The organism is Actinocrispum wychmicini (assembly GCF_004345645.1).
In the GTDB taxonomy this organism is placed as follows: domain Bacteria; phylum Actinomycetota; class Actinomycetes; order Mycobacteriales; family Pseudonocardiaceae; genus Kibdelosporangium; species Kibdelosporangium wychmicini.
In genome coordinates, this window is sequence record NZ_SLWS01000005.1 from 450,383 (window position 1) to 474,601 (window position 24,219).

At 69.1% G+C, this 24,219-nt stretch carries 20 protein-coding genes; 13 read left to right on the forward strand and 7 right to left on the reverse strand.

Translation table 11 applies throughout. From position 1 onward, the window contains the following. Positions 1-3: 3 nt before the first annotated feature. The 3 genes from EV192_RS54870 to EV192_RS24080 are packed head-to-tail and all read right to left on the reverse strand — an operon-like array spanning position 4 to position 3,193. A complete protein-coding gene (locus tag EV192_RS54870) occupies positions 4-927 on the reverse strand; it encodes a carbohydrate ABC transporter permease (RefSeq protein WP_243727035.1) in 924 nt (307 codons plus the stop codon). Further along, positions 924-1,877 carry a carbohydrate ABC transporter permease gene (locus EV192_RS54875; RefSeq protein ID WP_207926208.1) on the reverse strand — a complete coding sequence of 318 codons (954 nt, stop codon included), beginning with the start codon at positions 1,875-1,877 and terminating at the stop codon, positions 924-926. Before EV192_RS54875 ends, EV192_RS54870 begins: the two co-directional genes overlap by 4 nt. After that, positions 1,877-3,193, reverse strand: coding sequence for an ABC transporter substrate-binding protein (locus EV192_RS24080; RefSeq protein ID WP_132119048.1), 1,317 nt, complete (start codon positions 3,191-3,193; stop codon positions 1,877-1,879). Before EV192_RS24080 ends, EV192_RS54875 begins: the two co-directional genes overlap by 1 nt. Positions 3,194-3,454: 261 nt before the next feature. Here EV192_RS24080 and EV192_RS24085 point away from each other — a divergent pair, with 261 nt between their 5' ends. Genes EV192_RS24085 through EV192_RS24095 form a run of 3 tightly spaced genes read left to right on the forward strand, consistent with a single transcriptional unit; the run spans position 3,455 to position 6,796 of the window. Continuing rightward, on the forward strand, positions 3,455-4,267 hold the full coding sequence (locus EV192_RS24085) for a DeoR/GlpR family DNA-binding transcription regulator (RefSeq protein ID WP_132119050.1): 813 nt from the start codon (positions 3,455-3,457) through the stop codon (positions 4,265-4,267). After that, a complete protein-coding gene (gene galT / locus EV192_RS24090) occupies positions 4,264-5,364 on the forward strand; it encodes a galactose-1-phosphate uridylyltransferase (protein WP_132119052.1) in 1,101 nt (366 codons plus the stop codon). The genes EV192_RS24085 and galT overlap by 4 nt, the downstream gene beginning before the upstream one ends. 55 nt (positions 5,365-5,419) lie before the next feature. Then, positions 5,420-6,796, forward strand: coding sequence for a S1C family serine protease (locus tag EV192_RS24095; RefSeq protein WP_132119054.1), 1,377 nt, complete (start codon positions 5,420-5,422; stop codon positions 6,794-6,796). Positions 6,797-7,079: 283 nt separating this feature from the next. Here EV192_RS24095 and EV192_RS24100 read toward each other — a convergent pair whose 3' ends face one another. Next, positions 7,080-9,425, reverse strand: a complete 2,346-nt coding sequence (locus EV192_RS24100) for a serine/threonine-protein kinase (RefSeq protein ID WP_424923380.1) — start codon at positions 9,423-9,425, stop codon at positions 7,080-7,082. Positions 9,426-9,584: 159 nt separating this feature from the next. Here EV192_RS24100 and EV192_RS24105 point away from each other — a divergent pair, with 159 nt between their 5' ends. Beyond that, entirely contained in the window at positions 9,585-11,450 is a 1,866-nt protein-coding gene (locus tag EV192_RS24105) for a propionyl-CoA synthetase (RefSeq protein WP_132119056.1), read from the forward strand. On the opposite strand, the gene EV192_RS24110 is transcribed toward EV192_RS24105, so the two are convergent. Beyond that, complete coding sequence (locus tag EV192_RS24110) at positions 11,447-12,421, reverse strand: hypothetical protein (protein ID WP_132119058.1); 975 nt, start codon at positions 12,419-12,421, stop codon at positions 11,447-11,449. The genes EV192_RS24105 and EV192_RS24110 overlap by 4 nt on opposite strands. A 137-nt stretch (positions 12,422-12,558) precedes the next feature. Here EV192_RS24110 and EV192_RS24115 point away from each other — a divergent pair, with 137 nt between their 5' ends. Next, positions 12,559-14,106: a beta-N-acetylhexosaminidase gene (locus tag EV192_RS24115; RefSeq protein WP_132119060.1), complete on the forward strand. Its 1,548-nt coding sequence runs from the start codon at positions 12,559-12,561 to the stop codon at positions 14,104-14,106. A gap of 155 nt (positions 14,107-14,261) precedes the next feature. On the opposite strand, the gene EV192_RS24120 is transcribed toward EV192_RS24115, so the two are convergent. Beyond that, a complete protein-coding gene (locus EV192_RS24120; RefSeq protein WP_132119062.1) occupies positions 14,262-15,581 on the reverse strand; it encodes an aldehyde dehydrogenase family protein in 1,320 nt (439 codons plus the stop codon). 88 nt (positions 15,582-15,669) lie between these two features. Between EV192_RS24120 and EV192_RS24125 the strand changes: the two genes are divergently transcribed. The 6 genes from EV192_RS24125 to EV192_RS24145 all read left to right on the forward strand — a co-directional run bounded on the left by EV192_RS24125 (position 15,670) and on the right by EV192_RS24145 (position 21,485). Next, entirely contained in the window at positions 15,670-17,088 is a 1,419-nt protein-coding gene (locus EV192_RS24125; RefSeq protein ID WP_132119064.1) for a GAF domain-containing protein, read from the forward strand. Positions 17,089-17,154: 66 nt separating this feature from the next. Beyond that, complete coding sequence (locus tag EV192_RS24130) at positions 17,155-17,544, forward strand: hypothetical protein (protein WP_132119066.1); 390 nt, start codon at positions 17,155-17,157, stop codon at positions 17,542-17,544. A 5-nt stretch (positions 17,545-17,549) separates the two neighbouring features. Then, the gene (locus tag EV192_RS56865; RefSeq protein ID WP_279494028.1) at positions 17,550-17,684 is read left to right on the forward strand and encodes a hypothetical protein; all 135 of its coding nucleotides are present in this window, start codon (positions 17,550-17,552) and stop codon (positions 17,682-17,684) included. Continuing rightward, positions 17,674-18,354: a response regulator transcription factor gene (locus EV192_RS24135; RefSeq protein ID WP_132119068.1), complete on the forward strand. Its 681-nt coding sequence runs from the start codon at positions 17,674-17,676 to the stop codon at positions 18,352-18,354. Before EV192_RS56865 ends, EV192_RS24135 begins: the two co-directional genes overlap by 11 nt. Next, complete coding sequence (locus tag EV192_RS24140) at positions 18,351-19,700, forward strand: HAMP domain-containing sensor histidine kinase (RefSeq protein ID WP_132119069.1); 1,350 nt, start codon at positions 18,351-18,353, stop codon at positions 19,698-19,700. The genes EV192_RS24135 and EV192_RS24140 overlap by 4 nt, the downstream gene beginning before the upstream one ends. A 96-nt stretch (positions 19,701-19,796) precedes the next feature. Then, a complete protein-coding gene (locus EV192_RS24145) occupies positions 19,797-21,485 on the forward strand; it encodes a sensor histidine kinase (protein ID WP_132119071.1) in 1,689 nt (562 codons plus the stop codon). A 9-nt stretch (positions 21,486-21,494) separates the two neighbouring features. Here EV192_RS24145 and EV192_RS24150 read toward each other — a convergent pair whose 3' ends face one another. Further along, positions 21,495-22,334, reverse strand: a complete 840-nt coding sequence (locus EV192_RS24150; RefSeq protein WP_132119073.1) for an SDR family oxidoreductase — start codon at positions 22,332-22,334, stop codon at positions 21,495-21,497. Positions 22,335-22,397: 63 nt separating this feature from the next. On the opposite strand from EV192_RS24150, the gene EV192_RS24155 reads away from it, so the two are divergent. Then, complete coding sequence (locus EV192_RS24155; RefSeq protein ID WP_207926209.1) at positions 22,398-23,036, forward strand: TetR/AcrR family transcriptional regulator; 639 nt, start codon at positions 22,398-22,400, stop codon at positions 23,034-23,036. Positions 23,037-23,111: 75 nt separating this feature from the next. Beyond that, positions 23,112-24,218 carry a tryptophan--tRNA ligase gene (gene trpS / locus EV192_RS24160; protein ID WP_132119077.1) on the forward strand — a complete coding sequence of 369 codons (1,107 nt, stop codon included), beginning with the start codon at positions 23,112-23,114 and terminating at the stop codon, positions 24,216-24,218. Position 24,219: the final 1 nt, after the last annotated feature.

Consider the following 24,219-nt stretch of genomic DNA (forward strand, 5'->3'; position numbering starts at 1 on the left):
GCATCAGCCTTTCGTCGATCCAAGGGTGAGACCGCCGACGAACTGCCGTTGCAGCGCGAAGAACACCACGAGACAGGGGACGGCGACCAACAGGGAACCGGCGGCGAGCAGGTTGTAGTCGGTGAAGAACTGGCCTCTCAGGTTCGACAGCGCGGACGTCACCGGCATCTTGTCGCCGGTCTGGATCAGCACGATCGCCCAGAAGAAGTCGTTGTAGATCCAGGTGAACTCGAGCGTGGCCAACGCGCCGATCGCGGGCCGGCACAGCGGCATGATGACCTGCCAGTACTGCCGGAACACCCCGGCGCCGTCCACCCGCGCGGCCTCGGTCAGCTCGGTCGGGATCGTGCGCATGTAGTTGCTGAGCACGAACGTGCAGAACCCGGTCTGGAACGCGATGTGGATCAGGATCAGCCCGAGTTGCGTGTCGAGCAGGGTCTCCTTGTAGTTCAGCCATTCCGGCACCGGGATCAGCCGGTACAGCCGGTACAGCGGGGTGATGATGACCTGCTGCGGCAGGAGGTTGCCGGCGGTGAAGATCATCAACAGCACGAGGTTGAACCGGAAGCTGAACCGGGTCACGCCGAACGCCACGAACGAGCTGAACAGCAGGATGACGATCAGCGCGGGGATGGTGATCTCGAGCGAGTTCAGGAAGTACGTGGGCAGGTCCGCACTCGACCACGCCTTGCCGAAGTTGCTGAGCGTCAGGTCGTGCGGCCAGGAGAAGTAGCCGTTGGTGGCGGTGTCGTCGTACGTGCGCAGCGAGGCGAAGACCGTCCACAGCAGCGGCGCGAGCCAGATCAGGCACACGATGACCAGGAACGTGTGCAACGCGATCCGTGACGCGCGCAGCCGAGCGTGTTTCTTGTGCTTCTGGCCGGTCCCGGCCTGGGACAGGAACGGCCGGTCCAAGGTCGTCGTCACGTTCGATCCTCCCGCCGGAACACCTGGACCAGGTAGGTGATGATGAAGCCGAGCGAGATCACCAGCAGGATCACCGCGAGCGCGGAACCCCAGCCGATCCGGCTGGACTCGCCGATGATGTTGTCGGTGATCAGCACGGACACCAGTTCCAGCCCGTTGCGGCCGCGGTTGATCGCGTACACGATGTCGAACGCCCGCAGCCCTTCGATCACCGTGATCACCAGCACGATCACGTTGATCGGCTTGAGCACCGGGAAGGTGACCCGCCAGAACGTCTGCCAGCCATTGGCGCCGTCCAGCGCGGCGGCCTCCTTCAGCGACGGGTCGAACGACTTCAGGCCGGCCAGGTACAGCAGCATCACGTACCCGGTGTGCTTCCACCCGGCGGCGATCAGCACCGCGTAGATGTTGATGTCCGAGTTGCCGAGCCAGTCGATCGGGTTGGTGTGCTCGATCCCCAGCAGGTTGTTGACCAGGCCCAGGTTCGGCTCGTACATCAGCTGCCAGATGAACCCGACCATGGCCAGCGCCAGCACCACCGGCAGGTACAGGATCGACTGGTAGATCCGGGTGAACTTCAGCTTGCGGTCCAGCAGCACCGCCAGCAGCAGGCCGAAGCTGGTCGGCAGGACCAACAGGAACGCCAGCCAGATGAGGTTGTGCTGGACCGCGGGCCAGAACCGCGGGTACGCGGTGAAGATGTCGACATAGTTCTGGAAGCCGACGAACTTGATGGTGCTCAGGTCGCCGATGCCGTCCCATGAGCTGAACGACAGTACGACCGACGACAACGTGGGTATCCACACGAGCGCGAGGTGCAGGAGCGTGGGAACGCCGACCATCACCAGCAGGACGATCCGGTCACTGCCGGACAGCGCGGTGGCCCGGCGCCGCCTCTTGCGGACGGGCGGCGTCGGGTCGGTGCGTTGCGCGTCTTGAAGGACCGTCATTACTTCTGGAAGTACTGCTTGGCCTGGCTGGCGATCTTCTTCACCAGACCGTCGATGTCGTTGGGGTTCTTGAGGAAGTCGTTGACGCTGTTGATCGCGACCTCGCTGGCGAAGCCCGGGTCGGTGTCGCGGTCCAGGAACTGGGTGATGTGCTTGGCGTCGTTCACGAACTTCACGCACTTCTGCTGAAGCTTGTTGTACGACGACACGTCGGCCTTGCCGCTGGCCGCGATGCTCGTCGGGTCCGACTTGAGGTACGCCTGCTGGGCCTGCGCGCTCGCGATGTACGTCAACAGCTTGTGCGCGTTGTCCTTGTTGCGTGGCTTGGGGGCCATGCAGAAGCCGTCGATCGGGGCCTCGATGGTGTCCTGGCCGTACTGCGAGTTGATCTCCGGGAAGGCGAAGAAGTCCAGGTCGTCGAGCTTGCCGCCGGCGCTGAACTGCTGGCCGATCTGCTGCGAGCCGATCACCATCATGCCGGCGTCGCCCTTGAGCACCGACTGGGCCGCGGTCTGCCAGTCCCGGCCGAGACTGTTGGGCTGGTAGAACTCCAGCAGCCGCTTCCAGTTGTCGAACGTGGCCTTGACCTTGTCGCCGGCCCAGTCCTCCTTGCCGGCCATCAGGTTGACGTGGAAGTCGTACCCGTTGGTGCGGAAGTTGATCTGGTCGAACGTGCCCAGCTGCGGCCAGCCGTTGGACTGCCCGGCGGCCAGCGGCGACAGGCCGTCGCCCTTCATCTTGCCGGCCAGCGTGATGAAGTCGTCGAACGACTTGGGGACGGTGTAGCCCTTCTGCTGGAAGACGCTCGGCCGGTAGAACACCGCCCACGGGTAGGAGTAGAACGGCACGAAGTACTGCTTGCCGTCGTTGCCCGTGGAGGCTTCCTTCTGCGCCGGGGTGTAGTTCGACGCCAGGTCGCCGCTCCACAGGTCGGAGATGTCGCCGACCAGGTTCTTGGACGCGAAGAACCGCAGCCGGAAGCCGGCGAACCAGGACCACACGTCGTCCGGGCCGCCCTGCAGGTAGTTGTTGATCTGCTGCTGGAACGCCTCGTGGTCCTTGGTGTTGATGGTGACCGGGAGCTTGGACGAGTCGGTGAACCCCTTCATCACCTCGGCGAGTGCGCCCTTGGGCACCGCGTCGGAGTAGTTCGAGCCGAGGCTGACCGGGCCGGTGTCGGCGCCGCCACCGCCTGAACCGGAGGAGCCGCAGGCGGCGAGCCCGGGAACGGCCGCCAGGCCCACGGTGGCGAACAGGCCCTTGAGCGCTGCCCTGCGCCCGAACATCGACTCGAACGGAGGAGTCAAGCGGTTCATGTGTCGCTCCAAACCCACGGACTCAAACAAGAGTGCTCACAATCTGGTAGCGCCCGAACGTCCTGTCAAGTCCCGTTACGGACCTGTTAACCCGATCTAGTGACGTCCCGGAGGCCGGTCGTGCGCGCATAATGAGAGGTACGGGCCGGTTCCGGCAGTTCGCGGACCGAACACGCCCGGCCGAACAGGATGTTTGAGTATGTTGTGTTGTCGCCTATGCTCCCCGGCGGGGGACCGGCATGGGCGGGAAGGGGTGCTGTGGTGCTCGCACGGCAGCGGCAGGCGATGATCCTGGACGAGGTCAAGAAGACCGGCGCGGTCCGGGTGAGCGACCTGGTCGACAGGCTGGGTGTCTCGGACATGACCGTGCGCCGGGACCTGGAGGTGCTGGCCCGGCGTGGCCTGGTCGAGAAGGTGTACGGCGGCGCGACCGCGGTGGTGGGCCGCAGCACCGACGAGCCCGGCTTCGAGGCCAAGTCCGTCCAGCAGCTACCGCAGAAGGAGGCCATCTCGGCGCTTGCCGCCGGACTGGTCAAACCGGGCACCGCGATCGGCCTCTCGGCCGGCACGACCACCTGGACCATGGCCCGCTACCTGGCCGACGTGCCCGACCTGACCGTGGTCACCAACTCCATCCGGGTCGCCGACGTCCTGCAACGCAACGAACGCCCGGACCGGACAGTCGTACTGACCGGCGGCGTGCGCACCCCGTCGGACGCCCTGGTCGGCCCGGTCGCCGTGCACACCCTCAGGTCGCTGCACCTGGACATGGTCTTCCTCGGCGTGCACGGGATGGCGTCCGGCCCCGGCTTCACCACACCGAACCTGAACGAGAGCGAGACCAACCGCGCGCTGGTCGAGGCCGGCGGCCGGCTGGTCGTGCTGGCCGACCACACCAAATGGGGCACGGTCGGCATCTCCACCATCGCCGACCTGGAGGACGCCGACGTCCTCGTCACCGACGACGGCCTGAGCCAGGACGGCCGGGAGTTCCTCGCCGAACGGGTCGGCGAGCTGATCATCGCCGATGTGGCCGACGACGGGTTGTCCGGCACCGGAGGGGAAACCGCGTGAGGCGTACCACCGCCAAGCTGGCCGACGGCCGGGAAATCGTTTACTTCGACGACACGCCGGACGCCCCGCCGCGAACCGCGGCCGACACCAGGGACCTGCCGACCCTGCAGAGTAGCTCGGAGATCCGCCGCGACCCGTTGACCGGCGAGTGGGTGGCGATGGCCGCGCACCGGCAGACCAGGACGTACCGGCCGCCCGCCGAGACGTGCCCGCTGTGCCCGAGCGAGCCGGGCCGGCCGACCGAGATCCCCGAGGCCAGCTACGACGTGGTCGTCTTCGAGAACCGGTTCCCGTCGTTCTCGCACGCGGTGCACGACTCCGGCGGCCAAGGACTGTCCACTGTGGACGGTATCGAACTGGTGCCGCGCGCGCCCGGACTCGGCCGCTGCGAGGTGGTCTGCTTCACCTCGGACCACAACAGCTCGTTCGGCCAGCTGACCGTGCCGAGGATCCGTACCGTCGTGGACGTCTGGGCGGACCGAACCGAGGCCATGTCCGCGCTGCCGTACGTCGCGCAGGTGTTCCCGTTCGAGAACCGCGGCGAGGAGATCGGCGTGACGCTGACCCACCCGCACGGTCAGATCTACGGATACCCCTTCATCACACCGCGCACCGAACGGATGCTGGAGATCGCTTCGTCCTATGTGGACAAAAACGGCCGGCCGGTGATGGGGGACGTGCTCGAGGCGGAACGGGTCGCCGGGACGCGCGTGGTCGAGACTTCCGAGCACTGGACGGCGTTCGTGCCCTCGGCGGCCCGCTGGCCGGTGGAAGTGCACGTGGTGCCGCACCGGCAGGTGCCGGACCTGCCGGCGTTGACCTCGGCCGAGCGGGACGACTTCGCCCACCTGTACTCGCGTGTCCTCAAACACCTTGACTCCCTGTACGCACGCCCACTGCCGTACATAGCCGCGTGGCACCAGGCGCCCGTGCGCGAGGGCCGCGACCTCGCATGGCTGCACCTTGAGGTCTTCTCCATCCTGCGGACCAAGGACAAGCTCAAGTACCTGGCCGGCTCGGAGTCCGGCATGGCCGTGTGGATCAACGACGTGACCCCCGAGGCCGTCGCCGAACGCCTGCGCAACGCGTTCACATAAAACTCCCCAGGTTCATCTCAGGCGCTTCTCAGGCACCGGGGGCAAGCTGGTGTCCATGACCGACACGAACCCCGGCGCGCAGCAGCCTGAGAGCGGGCACGCGCCGGGCGGCGGCGAGCCCACGCCGCCCAGCCCGTGGTCCCCGCATGGCCATGGCGCCGTGGAGGAGCCGCAGTACGCCAGTGGCGCCGCCGCGCAACCGCAGGAAGCGCCATACGTTCCCCCGCAGGAGCCGCCGCAGGTGCTGTTCGGTTCGGCTGTCGGTGGACAGCCGCCGCCGTACGTGCCGCCGGCCCACACCCAGACGTATCCGACTCCGCCGCCGTCGACACCCCCGCGCCGCTCCAGCGGCCTTGTGGTGAGGGTCGCCGTGCTCGCGCTGTTGGTCGGTGGTGGCGCGGGAGCTGTCGGCGGCCTTCTGGTGGCCGACCGCAACGCGCGAACCGCCCCGTCCGCCCTGGACACGGCGCCGCCCGCGAAGCAGGCGTCCGCCCCCGCGCCCTCCGGCACGGTCGAGGCGGTCGCCGACAAGCTGCTGCCGAGCGTCGTGCAGTTACGGACCCGCAGCGGCGAAGGATCGGGCTTCGTGATCCGCCAGGACGGCCTGATCGTCACGAACAACCACGTCATCGCCGAGGCCGCGCAGGACGGCGCCAACAATACGTTGAAGGTCAGCTTCCAGGACGGCCAGGTGGTCGACGGGACCGTGCTCGGCCGTGATTCGTCGTCGGACGTCGCGGTCGTGCAGGCCAAGGGCGTCTCCGGGAAGACACCGGTGGCGCTCGGCCGGTCCGACGACCTCAAGACCGGCCAGTCCGTGGTCGCGATCGGCTCGCCGTTCGACCTGTCCGGCACGGTCACGTCCGGCATCGTCAGCTCGCTGCACCGGCCCACCAGCGCGGGCGGCGACGAGACCGGCCAGGCCACGGTCCTGGACGCGATCCAGACCGACGCGGCCATCAACCCGGGCAACTCCGGCGGCCCGCTGGTGAACATGTCCGGCCAGGTGATCGGCATCAACTCGGCGATCTACAGCCCGAACGGCGGCGGTGGCGGCCGCGGCCAGCAGCAGGGCGGCTCGGTCGGGATCGGCTTCGCCATCCCGATCGACCAGGCCCGGCGCACGGCCGACGAGATCGTCAAGACCGGCAAGGCCACCCAGACAGTGCTCGGGGTCTCGGTGCAGACACCGCAGACCGGCACCGCGGGCGCCCAGGTCAGCCAGGTGACCGGCGGCGGCGCGGCGGCACAGGCCGGCATCCAGGTCGGCGACGTCGTGACCAAGATGGACGACCGCCGGATCGACACGTCCGACGCGCTCGTGGCCGCGGTCCGCTCCAAGGCACCTGGCGACAAAGTGACGCTGACCATCGGCAACGGCACCAGAACGGTCCAGGTGACCCTCGGCGGCCAGCCGGCGCCGACAAACTGAGAAACGCTCGGCCGTCGTAGCACGGCCGAGACCAAACTCCGGCCGATCGGGGAGGTCGGGGGAGATGGTGGAACAGGCTGGTGAGTGCTCTGCCCGGGAGCCGGAGCACTCACCGGCCGGACAACCGAAAAGACTCCGGCCCTGTCGGGTGGGCCGGAAACTCGGGCCCGGGTCCTCGGGAACCGGCCCCCGGCTCGTTGCCCCCGAGCCGGAAAGCGGAGCCGCACTTGACAGGTTCACCCCTCACCTGTCGAGTGCGGCTCAGCTATGTTCTTGGGCTTCCTCAGGTGCCGAACTGCCTGGTCGGCGGGTACTGCTTGGTCGGCCGAGTCCGGTCCGGGTCGGGCACCGGGGGCCTGATCTGGGTGCGTTCCGGGTCCGTGCGGGTGGTGCGTTCCGGGTCCGGCGCGGCAACCGGCGGCCGAGCCGGGGTGGGCGGAGGTGTGGTCGCCTGGGTGCGTTCCGGGTCCTCTGGCGCCCCTTGCGGCCGGGCCGGCGGGCCTGCGTTCGACAGTGCCGGAGTGGCCTGGGTGCGCTCCGGGTCCGGCGCCTGGCTCGGTGGGGTGACCTGCGTCCGGTTCGGATCCGGCGGTGCGGCCTGGTTCCGGCTCGGATCCGGTGGGGTGATCTGGGTGCGTTCCGGGTCCTGGGGGCGGTCCGGTGGCGTGATCGTGGTCCGCTCGGGGTCCGTCAGCTTGGTGCGGTCCTGCTCGGGCCCGGTGTTTTTCGGCCCGGTAGTTTTCGGCCCGGTAGTTTTCGGCACCGTCACTTTGGTGCGGTCCAGGGCCTGGATGTCCTCGCGCCGGACGACTTTGGTGATCGGCCCGTCCTCCTGGTGGCCGTTCTTGCTCAGCCAGCCGCCGGTCTGGCGGATCACCGTGTCCAGGGTCGGGCGGTTCGACAGGTCGGGGCCGAGGGCGGCGGCGAGCAGGCGCGAGTGCACGCTCTGGGTCGGCAAGTGGGTGACGCGTTCGGCTTTGGCCGCCGCCATCAGCGCGGCCATCGGGTTGTCCCGGACACCTCGTGGGGGTTCGCCGGTGAGCGCGTAAGAGACCGTCGCGGCGAGCTGCCAGGCGTCCGAGGCGGGGCTGGCGGGGCCGCCCGCGGCGGTCTCCGGGGCGAGGAAGTCGGGGGTGCCGACCATCATCCCGGTCTTGGTCAACGTGGAGTCGCCCTTGGAGCGGGCGATGCCGAAGTCGATCAGGTGGGGCATGCCGGACGGGTCGATCATGATGTTCGACGGCTTGATGTCGCGGTGCAGCACGCCCTTGGCGTGCGCCGCGGACAGTGCGCCGGCGATGGTCACCCACAGCCGTGCGGTGGCGACGTCGTCCAGGGGCCCTGAATCGTGCACGATGTCCGCGAGGGCCATGCCCTCGATGTACTCCATGACGATGCCGAGGCCGTCCTCGTCTTCGACGATGTCGTACACGCGCACGCAGTTGGGATGCCGTACGGCGGCGAGCGCGCGGGCCTCGCGCAACATGCGCTGCTCAGCTTCGGCGTCGGGCGCGTGGGCCATCTTCACCGCGACTGTGCGGTCCAGTTGGGTGTCCATGGCCAGCCAGACCGTTCCGAAACCGCCGTGGCCCAACGCGCGGATCTTCTGGAACCGGCCGCCGGACCTGGTCCACATCGAGTTGGCGACCTGCCTGGTCGGCGACTTCGGCGGCAGCGCTCCGCCGCCGGCCAGCGGGAACGGCAGCGGGCCGGGGGTCTCAGCGAGTTTCGCGGGCTGCTGGCGACCGCTGAGCAGTTCCTGGCCGGGGGACTGGCCGGACAGCAGCGGCGGCACGATCGGGTCGGGCCGCCGGGGTGGTGGCTGGAAGTTGGCCAGTTGCTGGCGGGCCGGCGACATCTGCTGGGACTGTTGCGGCGGCGGCATCTGGTGCTGTTGCTGGTGCTGTTGCGGCGGTGCCGGCGGCCGGTCCTCCTGGACCGACCGGTTGATCGTGGTCCAGCTCGGCGGGCCGATCACCAGGACCGGGATCAGGCCGAGGATGCTGGCCAGGAAGAAGCCGATCCACAGCAGGAACGCCGTGTTGGCGGCCAATCCCACGCTGAACACGAGGAAGGCCACGAACGGCACCCAGATCAACCGGCCCGGCCACCGCGGGCCGCGTCGTACGGCCGTGCGCGCCTGGAGGATCACGAACAACGCGCCCAAACCGGGCAGCACCACGAGCCGCGCGATGTCGACCACGTACAGCGCGCCGCCGCCCGGCCTGGTCAGCACGTCGTAGACGGTCTGCCCGCCGCCGAGGAAGTTCGCCTGCTGGCCGACGAGGATGCTGCCCTGCCCGGTGAGCGTGGAGATCTCCGCCGCCGTCAGGCCGAACTGCCTGCCGTCGCCGCCGGCCGCGACCGACTGGTAGATCTGCGACACGCCGTTGGCCAGCAGCCACGGCACGGCCATCGCGAACACCAGGCCGATGATCGCGAAAACCGCGATCGTCGCGGTGTGGTAGCCGTTTCCGGTGCCCTTGCGGATGAGCGCGACCAGGCACGACGCGATGATCGGGAAGAACGCCAGGAAGAATCCGGCGGCGATGGTGGCCCAGATCCAGTCGCCCGGCCAGATGCCCGGGCCGAAAACGGTGTGGGCGAACGACAACAGATTGGCTGCCATCCGAACCAAGCCGTCCACGGTTTCCCTCCTCGTGCCGCTCACCGATGTGAGCACTGACCACCATATGTCGAGCGGTGCTGGCTCTGTTAGGCAACCGTGGCCCCCGAACACGAGACGTGCCGTGGGCGACCAGGTTGCACAGGTGGCAGAGTGACGCTCATGGCCGACTACCGGGACGCATACTGTCGCAGCCTGGCCGACCCGGACGGGTTCTGGCTCCCTGCCGCCGAGGCGATCGACTGGGTCACCCCGCCGACCCGGGCGGTCGACGCGGACCACGCCCCGCTGTACCGCTGGTTCCCCGACGGCGTGCTGAACACCTGCTACAACGCGCTGGACCGGCACGTCGACTCCGGGCGGACGGCGCTGGTGTACGACTCGCCCGTGACCGGGAGCAAGGCCACGTTCACCTACCGTGAGCTGCGGGACGAGGTGGCGTTGTTCGCCGGCGCGCTGGCCGGCCTCGGCGTGGCCACGGGCGATCGGGTGATCATCTACATGCCGATGGTGCCCCGGGCCGTGGTCGCCATGCTCGCGTGCGCCCGGCTCGGCGCGATCCACTCGGTGGTCTTCGGCGGGTTCGCGCCCAAGGAACTGGCCAGCCGGATCGACGACGCCAAACCCAAGGTGATCGTGGCCGCGTCCGCCGGAATCGAGCCGACCCGGGTGGTCGAGTACAAGCCGATCATCGACGAGGCCTTACGGCTGTCCGAACATCAGCCCGACACCGTGGTGATCACACAACGCCCGCAGGCCGTGGCCGAGATGGGTGCGCGTGACGTCGACTGGGACGACCTCACCGCCACGGCGACACCGCATGACTGTGTGCCCGTTCCCGCCACGCACCCCGCGTACATCCTGTATACGTCCGGCACGACGGGCCGTCCCAAGGGAGTCGTGCGGGACACAGGCGGGCACGCGGTGGCGTTGGCCTGGTCGCTCAAAGCGATCTACGACATCGGGCCCGGTGACGTCTTCTGGACCGCGTCCGACGTCGGCTGGGTCGTCGGCCACTCGTACATCGTGTACGCGCCGCTGCTCGCGGGCGCGACGACCGTGCTCTACGAGGGCAAACCCGTCGGTACGCCGGACGCCGGTGCGTTCTGGCGCGTCATCGCCGAGCACGGCGTGCAGGCGCTGTTCACCGCGCCGACCGCGTTCCGGGCCATCAAGCGTGTCGACCCGGACGCGACTGAACTGGCCAAGTACGACCTGTCGAAGTTCCGGACGCTCTTCCTGGCCGGCGAACGGCTCGACCCGGAGACGTACCACTGGGCCACCGAGAAGCTCGGCGTGCCCGTCATCGACCACTGGTGGCAGACCGAGACCGGCTGGCCGATCTGCGCGAACCTGCGTGGCCTTGAGCCGATGCCGATCAAACCAGGCTCGCCGACCGTGCCCGTACCAGGCTATGACGTGCGGATCCTCGATGGCGTGGGCGCCGAACTGCCGGCCGGGCAGGAGGGCGCGATCGCCATCAAGCTGCCGCTGCCACCCGGATGCCTGCCCACGTTGTGGGGCGACGACCAGCGGTACATCGACTCGTACCTGTCCACGTACCCGGGCTACTACCTGACGGGCGACGGCGGGTACGTGGACGAGGACGGGTACGTGTACGTGATGGGCCGGACCGACGACGTGATCAACGTCGCCGGCCACAGGCTGTCCACGGGCGCCATGGAAGCCGTCCTGGCCGCGCACCCGGCCGTGGCCGAGTGCGCGGTCATCGGCGTGCACGACTCCCTGAAAGGCCAGCTCCCACGCGGTTTCGTGGTGCTCAAGGCCGGTGCGGAGATCGACGAGCAGACCCTGCGCGACGAGCTGGTCGCGGCGGTCCGCAGGGACATCGGCCCGGTCGCCGCGTTCCGGGACATCTCCGTGGTCAACGGGCTGCCGAAGACCCGGTCGGGCAAGATCCTGCGCAAGACCATGCGTGGCATCGCCGACGGGCGCGACGAGCCCGTCCCGTCCACCATCGAGGACGCGGCCGTGCTGGACGCGCTGCGCCCGATCCTGCGTACCTAGGACACGGTCAGCGGGACGTCCTTGGGATCCGGTTTCGTGCTCCACTTGGCCGTGCTGGCGGCCGGGAACTCGGGGGCGATCGTCAACGTGCCTGTGGTGAACGTGTCCGGGACCTGGAACAGCAGGCCGACCACGTTCGGCCGGGCGGTGACCTTTTCCCCGTTCGGCAGGGTCAGCGTGACGCTGCGGGCCATGTCGACCTTGAGCTGCGCGTCGTCGGTATTGATCTTGGCGTCCGGCAGGCGCAGCCAGAGCTTCTGCGCGGGTGCCGCGGCCACGCCGGACAGGGTCGCGCCCAGCTCCGACCGGTTGCCGAGGGCGACCGTGACACCGAGCGGTCCGGACGTGCGTACGCCCTGGTAGCTGCCCTGGCCCGAGTAGTCGCCGTCGGACCAGCGGACCTGTTTGGCGTTCGGTCCGGCCGGCGGCGCGTCCGCCGGCGACGAGGGCGCTGGAGGCCCGCCGGCGCCCTTGCGGACGCTGTACTGGTACGGCTTGTCGTCGGTCACTTCAAGGGTCGCGTCACCACCTGTGGGCACGCTCACGATCAGCCCGGTGCCCGGCAGCAGTGTTTTGGGCAAACGCTTGCGTACCGTTCCGACCAGGACGTCCACCGGGAGTGCGGCGCCGCCGTCCGGCTGTTGGGCGAACGAGTCGTCGCCCTGGAGCCGGTACAGCACCAGGAACTGGTGACCGCCGGCGGCGCGTGCCGGGCCGACCTCAAGGGCCCCGCTCGTCTCGTCCAGGGTGTCCCGGACGGCCAGCGCACCGAACTGGTAGGAGAAATGCGGTCCCTTGAACACGCCGCGGATCGCTTCCGTGCCTGTCGGGGCAGCCTGTGACCAGCTGAAAACGTCCACGTAGTCGGCCGGTTTGCCGGGTAGGTCGGCGGGTCCCGACGGGACGGCCGCGGGTCTGCCGCAGGCCGCGAGCACCAGCACCACCAGGATCAACACGCCGCTTCGGAGCACGCGGACAGGGTTTCATCAGTGCCAGGTGCCACACAATCGGCCGTTGTGAGTGTGGGTTATTGGTCTATACCTTAGGCACGTCGCCGCCAGCGGAACCGCGGGAGGACCCTGTGCGCATATCTCGAATTCTCGTGGCGATGACGGTACTGACCGTTGTCACGTCCGGGATGTCCAGTTTGGCCGCCGCCGAGGACCTGGCCGCCACCAAGAGCCTGTCGGACGTCGTGCCCGTGCCCGCGTCCGTCGTGCCGGATGCACGCCAGGCATTCCAGCTGAGTTGGCGCACGGTCATCTTCACCCAGGCCGGGTCGGCCGAGGCGGCCCGGGTCGGGCGGCAGCTCGCCGACGTGCTTCGGCCGTCCACCGGCTTCCCGTTGCCGGTCGTGCCGTCGGTCTCCGCCCACTCCGGGATCGCGTTGCTCCTCGGTCATGCCGACCCGAGGGTCGGTCAGGAGGGCTACCAGCTGACCGTGAACCGGTCCGGGGTCGTGATCCGGGCCAACGCACCCGCCGGCCTGTTCGCCGGCATCCAGACACTGCGCCAGCTGCTGCCCGCGAAGGTGGAGAACAAGCACCGGCAGAGCGGGCCGTGGACCGTGCCGGGCGGCCGGATCGTCGACTTCCCGCGGTTCGCCGTGCGCGGCGCGATGCTGGACGTGGCCCGGCACTTCTTCAGCGTGGCCGAGGTCAAGCGGTACATCGACCAGCTGGCCCAGTACAAGATCAACCAGCTGCACCTGCACCTGGCCGACGACCAGGGCTGGCGGATCGAGATCCCCGGCTGGCCGCGGCTGACCAGCTACGGCGGCAGCACCGAGGTCGACGGCACACCCGGCGGCTTCTACACCGCCAGGGACTACAGCGAGCTGGTGGCGTACGCGCGGTCGAAGTACATCACCGTCGTGCCTGAGATCGACATGCCCGGACACACCAACGCCGCACTGGCCTCATACGCCGAGCTGAACTGCAACGGGGTGGCGCCGCCGCTGTACACGGGCACCGACGTCGGCTTCAGCTCGTTCTGCGTGGACAAGGAGATCACCTACAAGTTCGTCGACGACGTGATCCGCGAGCTGGCCAGGCTCACCCCCGGCGAGTACCTGCACATCGGCGGCGACGAAGCCCACTCGACCCCGCCGGCGGACTACGTCAGGTTCATGGACCGCGTCCTGCCGATCGTGGCCAAGTACGGCAAGAAAGCCACCGGCTGGCACGAGATCACCAAGGCCAACCCGTCGACCACGACCGTCCCGCAGTACTGGGGCGTGGGCGCCGAGGACGCCGGCATGGCCGCAGCGGCCGCGAAGGGGCACCAGATCCTGCTCTCCCCGGCCGATCGGTCCTATTTGGACATGAAGTACACGCCGGACACTCCGCTCGGCCAGGACTGGGCCAGCCTGATCGAGGTGGATCGCGCCTACGGCTGGGACCCGGGCAAGTTCCTGGCCAACGTGCCGGAATCCGCGATTCGCGGAGTGGAGGGCCCGCTCTGGACCGAGACCATCACCGACAGCGCGGACATCGAGTTCATGGCCTTCCCCCGGCTGCCCGCGTTGGCGGAACTCGGCTGGTCCCCGGCGGCCACCCACTCATGGCCGTCGTTCCGTTCGCGATTGGCCCACCAAGGTGCCCGCTGGACGGTCCAAGGGGTGAACTTCTACCGGTCCCCACAGATCCCCTGGTAACACGACAGAGTGGAGTCCGTGCGGGCGGACCGTTCGCACGGACTCGCTGGTCCCAGACCCCCACATCCGCCCCCCACAGCGATACGCTGGCCCCGGGGTCGCCCCCCGGAGAGGGTGGGGGCTGGAGAGGTGGGGGCTGGATCCACTGAGGACGGTCAGGCGTAGTTGACCAGTAGGCGTTTCTCGTGCCAGAACTGGGCCAGCAGGCTGTGCCGGTCCTCGTGGCCGAACATGGCTTCGGCGAAGTACGTGTGGTCGTTGTTCACCCAGACGCGTTCGGCCTGCACGGCTTGGCCGAAACGGTAGCCCACGCCGTTGTCACGGGACCACACCGAGACGCCACGACCCAGTGCGGTCTCGTTCACCAGTTTGACCGCGTCGTCGAAGTCGTTGAATGGCGCGACGGACACCACGGGCCACACGCCCGGTACTCGCGCCTTGTCACCTTCGATCACGGTGGGTTCCACGTAGTAGCCGTCGGCCAGATCGGGGTGCGGTAACGGCCGGCCGCCGCCGAGCCGGACCAGGGCGCCGGAATTCGTCGCGTTGTCGATGTACCACAACGCTTTCCCCAGCTCATCCGCGCTTACCTGGGCGCCAACCGTTGTCTCGCTGTCGAGTGGGTGACCTACCGCGAGCGCACTCATGTTTGCCGTTGCCGCGGCCAGAAATTCCTCATAACGGTCATGTTGGACAAGCGCGAGTGACGTTCCGGTGGCGAAGCCGGCCAGTGCCCGGTCGTGGAAGTTGTCGGCGTACTGGGCCACGTCGGAGAAGAACACCGCGGGTCCGCGGCCCGAGGGCGCCACGCCTTCGTGCCCGTTCACGACGTTGACGACCCCAGGTGGCACCAGGTCCGCGATGGCACTCAGCAGAACGTGCACGGAGGCAGGCGTCTGCGCGGACGGGTGCAGTACCACGGTGTTCCCGGCGGCCAGCGCGGGCGCGAGTCGCCATGCCGCGCCCAGTAGCGGGAAGTCCCACGAGACGCGTTGAGTCACCACGCCGAGCGGGTTCCGGATGCCGTGCACCACGACGTCGCCGTCGACCTGTGACCTGGTGCACTCCTGCGCCCGGACCGCCCCGGCGAAGTACCGGAAATGGTCCGACGCCAACGGAAGGTCCGCGCCGAGCGTTTCACGTATGGGTTTGCCGGTGTCCCATGTCTCAGCCACCGCCAGGGCTTCCAGGTTGTCCTCGATCCGGTCGGCTATCTCGCTCAGGATCACCGCTCGTTCCGCCACCGCCGTCTGGGCCCACCGCGCGGCCGCGCCGTGCGCTTCCTGCCAGGCGTGCGCCATGTCGTCGGCGGTGCCTTCCGCGACCTCGGTGAAGACCTCGCCGGTCACGGGTGTCGGATTGGGGAAGTACCGGCCTTCCGCGGCGGGCACGTACTCACCGCCGATGAAATGGTCGTAGCGGGCGGCGAACCGCACCAGACTGCCGGGTTCCCCAGGCGCTGTGTACCTACTCATGCCGTCACGCCTCCCCGCATGCTTTCATGGGTACGTCGGCCGACGCTAGAAGAGACCGGGTTGCAGTCACGTTGCATGGACTTAGGGCATGACCGATCCAGCGGGATACGCGGAACTGGTGAGCCAGCTGCGGGACGGAGTCCACGGCGGCGGCCCCCGCGCGCTCGTTTCCGCTTCCTGGCAACGATCGCTGGCCGCGAGCATCGACCCGGACCTGTCCGAGCCGCCCGTCGTCTACGACCAGGACGAGGTCGCTGAGCTGCGCACGGACCACCCGCTCGCGCCCGTGATGCCGGCGTTGCGCGCGATGCTGGTGAGCATCGCCGATGAGGCTGAGCACATCATGATCATCGCGGACGCCTCCGGGCACGTGTTGTGGCGGGAGGGCAGCGCGCGCGTCTGCGTCAACGCGGACAAGGTTTCGCTGACCGAGGGCACGCGGTGGACCGAGGACGCCATAGGCACCAACGCGATGGGTACCGCCATAGCGGTGAACGGTCCTGTGATGATCCACGCTGCCGAGCATCTTGTACGTACGTACCATCCATGGACTTGCGCGGCGGCGCCGGTCCACGACCCGGACACGGGCGCGTTGGTCGGCGTGATCGACGTGACCGGCCCTGTGTCCACAATGCACCCGTCAACGCTCGCCCTGGTGTCGACCGCGGCACAGCTCGCGGAGAGCCAGCTCCGGCTGCATCTGACGGCCAGGGACGAACGGTTCCGGCAGCGCAACATGCGTCATCTCAGTGGCGTCTCGGCCGGGGCGCTGCTCAGCCGCAGTGGTCGGGTGATCGCTTCGTCGGGTGTTCCGCTGCCGTCCAGAGTGGACACGAACCAGGGCACGCTCTGGTTGCCGGACGGCCGGGAGGCCACGGTCGAGCCGCTGGCCGAGGGGTTCCTGCTGCGGCTGGTGAACACGGCCCGCAACCGGCCGCCGTTGTTGACCTTGCCGTTCCTTGGCGCCAACGAGCCACGCGCGTTGATGGACGGCAGGGAAATCCAGCTCACCCTGCGGCACGCGGAGATCCTGACGTTGCTCGCGTTGCACCCCAAGGGATTGACCGCCGAGCAGTTGGCGTTGGCGCTGTACGGCGAATCGGGCAACCCGGTGACGGCTCGGGCGGAGATTCACCGGCTGCGTGGGCAATTGGGCCCATCTGTGGTCCGAACGAAGCCGTACCGGCTGGACACCGAGGTGGACGCGGACTTCATCAACCTGCGCAAACCCTTACGCGAACGGAGAGTCCGCGACGCGGTCGCGCTGTGGCGTGGCCCGTTGCTGCCCCGCTCGACGGCGCCTGGCATCTGCGGTGAACGGGACGAGGTGCTTGCGCAACTGCGCAGTCTGGCCATCGAGCGGGGCGACCCGGACACGCTGTGGTCGTTCACCCGCGCCACCCATGACCAGACCGCGCTCGAGGCGTTGTTGCGTTGCCTGCCCACGTCGGACCCACGGCGCGGCCGGGCGGAGTCCGAACTCCGCAGTTCCCTGCTCGCGGACTGAAGCGGCTTACACGATCCGAACATTCGCCGGACGTTCCGCTCATGGCCGCCCGCCACAGTGGTGTTCATGAGCATGAAATGGATCCAGCGAATCGCCGCCGCGGGCGGCGCCACGGTCATCGCCGTCACCCTGGTGGGCACCGCCGCCAGCGCGGACCCGGCCACCCCGAACCCCTCGGCCGGGCACTCGTTCGACGTGCAGAAGGTCTGCGCCCAGCGGATCCCCAAGCTGTCGGACCGGGCCACCAAGCTGATCACCCGGATCACCGGCGGTCCCGAGGTCGCCGGCTCGTCGGCGAACCTCCGGGCCCGTGCCGAGAAGGCGAAGACCGCCGGCAACCCGGCGGAGGCGGACTGGCTCGACGGCAAGGCGCAACACCGCGACGACCGCCTTGACCTGCTCAAGAAGGCAGTGGCCCAGCTCGACGCCTACAAGCAGAAGTACTGCGCCAAGTGAGGCGGGTGGCGGCCGCGCTGGCCGTGTTCGCGCTGCTGGCCGGCGGTTGCGTGAAGGACGAGACGCCCCCGCCGCCCGGGGACCTAGACTCCATCGAGTCCACACTGAACTCGGTGGAATCGGAGATCGATGCGCCCTGACCGCGGCCTCGTCCTCCTCGTCGAGGACGAGAAGTCCATCGCCGACCTGGTCAGCCTGTACCTGCGCCGGGACGGGTTCGGTGTGCACGTCGAATCCGACGGTCCGGCCGCGCTGGCCGCGGTCCGCAGGCTGCGGCCGGTGGCAGTGGTGCTGGACATCGGCCTGCCGGGCAAGGACGGCATCGAGGTCTGCCGCGAGCTACGGGCCGGCGACGACTGGACACCGGTCCTGTTCGTCACCGCCCGCGACGACGAGGTGGACCGGGTCCTCGGCCTGGAGATGGGCGCCGACGACTACGTCACCAAACCTTTCAGCCCGCGTGAGCTCGTCGCGCGCGTTCGCACGGTGCTGCGGCGCGCGGCGGGCCCGCCGGGCCGGGAGGTGCTGACGGTCGGGACGACCAAGCTGAACGTGGAGCAACGGCGGGCGTGGGCCGGTGCCCGCGAGGTCACGCTCACGTCCACCGAGTTCGACCTGCTGGAACATCTGATGCGCGCGCCCGGCCGCGTCTACGCGCGGGAGCAGCTGCTCAGCGCGGTCTGGGGCTACCAGGCCGCGGCCGGCACTCGAACGGTCGACGTGCACGTCGCCCAGTTGCGCGCCAAGCTGGGTGACGACAGTCCGATCAGGACAGTCCGGGGGGTCGGCTACTCGGTGGAGGCCAGGTGAGCCGCCGGCCGACCACGCTGGCGGTCCGGATCACCACCCTGTGTCTCGCGGTGGCCGGGGTCGCCGCGATCGTCGCCGGGCTGGTCTCGTTGCGGCTGGTCGCCCAGACGGCCGAGAACGTGGTCCACGAGGTCCTGGCCAACCAGGCCGACGTGGTGGCCGCCCAGCTCGACGAGACCAACGGGCAGCTGAATGCCCGCAACAAGATGCTCGACATCCTGGAGGGCCAGGGCATCCTGGTGGTCGCGACCGGGCCGCGCGGCGCGGTCGTGTACGGGGACGCGACCGCGGTCGCCGTGGCGCGGCAGGCGGGTGCGCTGACGGGCGGCAAGGTGTCCCAGAGCATCACCTATGGCGGTCACCGGTGGCTCCTCGAAGGGCGTCAGGCGCCGCGCGGCGCATTCGTTCTCGTCGAGCAGCCGGCCTCGGCGCGTGCCACCACGGTCCGCCACCTGATCGAGAACGTCCTGGTGGCGCTGGGAATCGGTCTTGTGGTGGCGGCGATCGCCGGGGTGGTGCTCAGCCGGCTGCTGGCCCGGCCGTTGCGCCGTACCGCGCAAGTCGCGCACACCATGCGCGGCGGGCGGCGGGACCTGCGTGTGCGGGTGGAGGGGCCGATGGAGGTCGCCGACGTCGCGGGGTCGGTCAACGCGCTCGCGGATGCCTTGCAGCGCAGCGAATCCCGGCAGCGGGACTTCCTGCTGTCGGTGTCCCACGAACTGCGCACGCCACTGACCGCGGTGCGCGGGTTCGCCGAGTCGCTGGCCGACGGCGTGGTCGAGGGACCCGAGGCGGCCGAGGTCGGCCGGACCGTGCAGAAGGAGGCGCACCGGCTGGAACGGCTGGTCGACGACCTGCTCGACCTGGCCAGGTTGTCCGCGGACGACTTCCGGCTGGACATCACCGGAGTCGACCTCACCGGCATCGCCCGGGAGATGGGCGACGTGTGGTCGGCGCGCTGCGCGGCTGAAGGCGTCGTGTTCCGGATGGAGACGCCGATGGACCGGGTGTTCGCCAACACCGACCCGCGCCGGCTCCGCCAGGCCCTGGACGGCCTGATGGAGAACGCGTTGCGGGTCACCCCGGTCGGTCAGCCGATCGTGCTGTCGCTGGCGTCGACACCGGTGTTCCAGATCCGCGACGGCGGCCCCGGATTGTCCGAAGAGGACTACCAGGTGGCCTTCGACCGGGGTGCCCTGTACCGGAAGTACGTGGGCGTCCGGCCGGTCGGGACCGGGCTGGGACTGGCCATCGTGCACGGCCTGATCACCCGGATGGGGGGTACCGTCCGGGCTGGGCAGGCGCCGGAGGGCGGCGCCTGTTTCACGGTCACGCTGCCCGCGTGAGGTGGGCCTAGCCCCACCCCGGGTGTGCGGTTGCACGCAATGCGCGGCAGCCCGTCGGTCAGGGAAACTACGGTTCGACTGACCGGAGGAGACGACATGCGGGCGATCAGGGCGTTGGTGCGCAGCTCACTGCTGCTCGCCTTGGCGCTCGCCGGCCCGCTCGCGTTCGCCTTCGTCGTTCTCAGCCTGTGCCTGGTGCTCCCCGCACCCCGCGTGATCGTGTCCACCCGCCGGCTGACCAGGCTGGCCCGCAGGTTGGCGGGGGTGTCGAACGAGGGGGTGTACTGGGACCCGCCGGCGCCGTTGGTGCCCGAGCCGGACGGGCTGTACCGGGTCGACGACAAGCTGATGAAGAGCCCGTGGTGGCCCGAGTTCGAACGCCGTCTGGACTGGGCAACGGACGATCCCGGCGCGCGCCGGGACATGATCTGGATGATCACCAACTTCTTCGTCGGCGGCGTCCTCGCGGCCCTGAGTCCGGGTGCGGTCGTCGCGGGGGTCTGGCTGTTGTTCACGTCGTGGTGGCCGGCCACCGTTCCGCTGGTCGTGGCCGGTGTGCTGGCCGCGCCCGCGCTCGTCGGTGTGCACAACCAGTGGACGAGCACGATGCTCCGGGCCAAGCGCGACGGCCGGATGTTCCGGTTCTGGGCGTGGGTGCGTCGCCGGATCACGCAATGGTGGCACGCGACAGCGCTGTTCCTGCTCGGCTTCGCCAGCACCTGGTTCACCCTGTTGATCATGGCCGGCGCCCTGTTCGTGCACTGGTTCGGGCTGTGGTCGATCGTCTGGCGGCCGTGGATCGAGGCCGGTCGCGTCCTGGCGAACCTCCGGCGTGAGCTGATCCGGGAGTGGACGGGCACCACGATCCCGTTGCCGTACCTGCCGAAGCCGCCGCCACCGCGTCCCCGCCCGGACGGCATGTACCGCCGGGGGCGTCAGCTGTACAAGAAACCGACGATGCCGATGCGACTGGCCATGTACCGCTGGGTCATGACCGACCCTGCGACGTGGCGTGACTTCGCCTCCGGTCCCGTCGACACCGTGGTCGGGCTGTTCGCCGTCGTCGCGTCGATCTTCGCCCCGCGACGGGTCCTCCGCTGGCAGGCGAGGGTGTCCAAGGCATTGTTGGCCCCCACCAAGGCCGCGGAGCTCGCCCAGCGGGTCCAGCGGCTGACCGAGACCCGAACCGACGCCACCGACGCCCAGGCGGCCGAGCTGCGACGGATCGAACGCGACCTGCACGACGGCGCCCAGGCCCGGCTCGTCGCGCTCGGCATGACGCTCGGCGCGGTCGAGAAACTCATCGACCAGGACCCGGAGCTGGCCAAGACCATGGTCGCGAAGTCACGGGAGGCCTCCGCGGACGCCCTCGTGGAACTGCGCGACCTGGTCCGTGGCATCCATCCGCCTGTGCTCGCCGAACGCGGCCTCGCCGACGCCGTCCGCGCCCTCGCCCTGGACAGCCCGTTGAGCGTGGCCGTGGAAGGCACGCTGGCGAACCGGATGGAAGCCCCGATCGAGTCCGCCGCGTACTTCGCGGTGAGCGAGCTTCTGGTCAACGCCACCAAACACGCCCGTGCCGACCACGTCGTCGTTCACTTGGGACAGTCCCCGGACGCGCTGCGGATCACCGTGACCGACGACGGCCGTGGCGGCGCGAACCCGGGTAAAGGCACTGGCCTGCAAGGACTTCAACGCCGCCTGGCCACGTTCGACGGCTCGCTGACGCTGGACAGCCCCAGGGGTGGCCCGACCGTCGCCACGGTGCACATCCCGACCGGATAGCCCTCCTGGTCAGGCGAACGCCGCCTTGTGGTCGACCGCCCACTCGGCGTACGTCCGGGCCGGCCGCCCGAGCAGCCGCTCGGTCGTGTCCTCGACCCGCGCGGACCGACCCTGCTGGGCCTTGGTGAACCCCAGCATGGTCTTGATGATCTCAGGCGGAGTCCCGGGCGGGAACGACTTCGCCGACTCCACCTCGGCCTCGTCGCCGCTGACGTCCTCGACCCACAGCTGCCTGCCCACTGCCTGGCCGATCAGTTCGACCATCTTTGCCTGGGTGATCGACTCCGGGCCGGTCAGCGGGTAGGCGGCTGCTTCGTGGCCCTCGTTGAGCAGGGCGACGGCCGCGACCGCGGCGATGTCATGTTCGTGAATGGGTGAGAACTCGGCCTGTGCGTATGGAATCCTTATGCCGCCGTCTTTCTTGAGGACCGGCGCCATGCGGAACGTGTTGGTGGCGAAGAAGCCTGGCCGCACGAACGTCCACGCGATGCCTGAGTTCCGCACCGCGCTCTCCACGGCGAGGTGCGCCTGCGCGATCATGTTGTCGGTGTTGGGTTCCGCTGTCGCGATGGACGACAGCAGCACGATGTGCTGGACGCCGGCGGTCTTGGCCGCGGCCACCACACCCTGCACCCCGGCGGGGTTGGGGAAGAGGAACACCTTGTCCACGCCGTCGAACACGTCCACGAAGCTGCCGGGGTCGGTGAGGTCCGCGGTCCGGACGTCCACCCCGGCCGGCAGGCCGGATGGGGTGCGCGACGCGGCGCGGACCGGAACGCCTTCGGCGAGCAGGAGGTCTACGACGTTACGACCGACGTTGCCGGTCGCCCCAGTTACCAGAACGGTCATGAGGCCAGTATCAGCCATATGGCAAACGGCGTCAACCAACTGGCTGACTGATAGCATGCGATGGTGGGTGGAGAGGGCAGGCCGAGGCGGTCTCCGGCGCCGGAGGACCGTCAGGCGGACGCGGAACGCTCCCGACGCCAGCTGCTGGCGGCGGCGTTCGACGAGTTCGCCTCGAAGGGCTACGCGGGCGCGCGGGTGCACGAGATCGCGGCTCGGGCCGGCGTGAACAAGCAGCTCATCAACTACTACTTCGGCGGCAAGGAAGGCCTCTACCGGCACCTGCAGCGGCAATGGCTGGAACGGGAGTCGACCTTCGACGACCGCTCCTGCCCGGCCACCGAGGTGATCACGAGGTACCTGCACGAGGTGCTCGCCGACCCGCGCGGCACCCGCCTGGAGATCTGGCGCGGCCTGGCCACCGCGTGCGGCGGCGCGGGGGAGACCCCGGACGAGGAGCCCGAGCAGGACCTGTCCGGGATCAGCGACCGTCAGGCCAATGGCGAGTTCGACCCGGCCATCGACCCGGGCAGCCTGCTGCTGATGATCATGGGCGCGGTCACCGCGCCGATCGTGATGCCCGACATGGTCCAGAAGATCTTCGGGGTGACCCCGTGGGATCCCGAGTTCGAAGAACGCTACTCCGCGCACCTCCGGACCGTGCTCGGCCGGCTCGCCCCGCCCGGATCATCCACAGTGGACTAGTGGCCCAGCGCTGGCGAGGGTGAACGAGCATGACGCCACACCTCGGCCGGCGGCAGCCCCGTAGACTCTGCGTCCATGGAGCTACCCGCAAGTGAGCCCGTGGGCGGCGCGCAGGCCGACCTGTCCTTCGCCGACGCCGAGGCCCGCAGTGAACGCCTTGAGGCGGGCCTGCGTCGTGACCCCGCCGCGCATCGCGTCCTGACCGGCGACCGGCCGACCGGCCCACTGCACCTCGGCCACTACTTCGGGACCCTGCAGAACCGGGTGCGCCTGCAGAACCTCGGCGTCCAGCTGTTCGTGCTGGTCGCGGACTACCAGACGATCACCGACCGGGACAGCCCGCAGTCCATGCCGGACGACGTGGACGCGCTCGTCGCCGACTACCTCGCGGTCGGTATCGACCCCGAACGGGCGACCATCTTCGCGCACTCCCAGGTGGCCGCGCTCAACCAGCTTTTCCTGCCGTTCCTGAGCCTGGTGAGCGTCGCGGAACTCAACCGCAACCCCACGGTCAAGGACGAGACGGCCGCGGCCGGGCAGACCGCGATGTCCGGACTGATGTTCACGTATCCCGTGCACCAGGCGGCGGACATCCTGTTCTGTAAGGGAACGGCTGTGCCTGTCGGCAAGGACCAGTTGCCGCACCTGGAGGTCGCGCGGCTGATCGCCCGCCGCTTCAACCGCCGCTACAGCCCCGAACGTCCGTACTTCCCCGAGCCCGACGCGCTGCTCAGCGACGCGCCCGTGCTGCTCGGCACCGACGGCCAGAAGATGAGCAAGAGCCGCAGCAACTCCATCGCGCTCGGCGCGACCGCCGACGAGACCGCACGGCTGCTCTCGCGCGCCAAGACCGACTCCGACCGGCACATCACGTACGACCCGGTGAACCGGCCCGACGTGTCGAACCTCGTCCTGCTCGCGGCGCTGTGCCAGGACCGCAAGCCGGAGGCGGTGGCCGAAGAGATCGGCGACGGCGGCAGCGCGGCACTCAAACGCCTGGTCACCGAGGCCGTCAACGAGTACTTCCGCGACATCCGCGCCCGCCGGGCCGAGCTCGCGGGCGACCGGGGCCATCTCCGGCAGATCCTGCTCGCCGGCAACGAGCGAGCCCGGGAGATCGCCGACGCCACCCTCGCGGACGTCAAGCGCCTGATGCACACCGAGTACGGCGACATCCACTGAC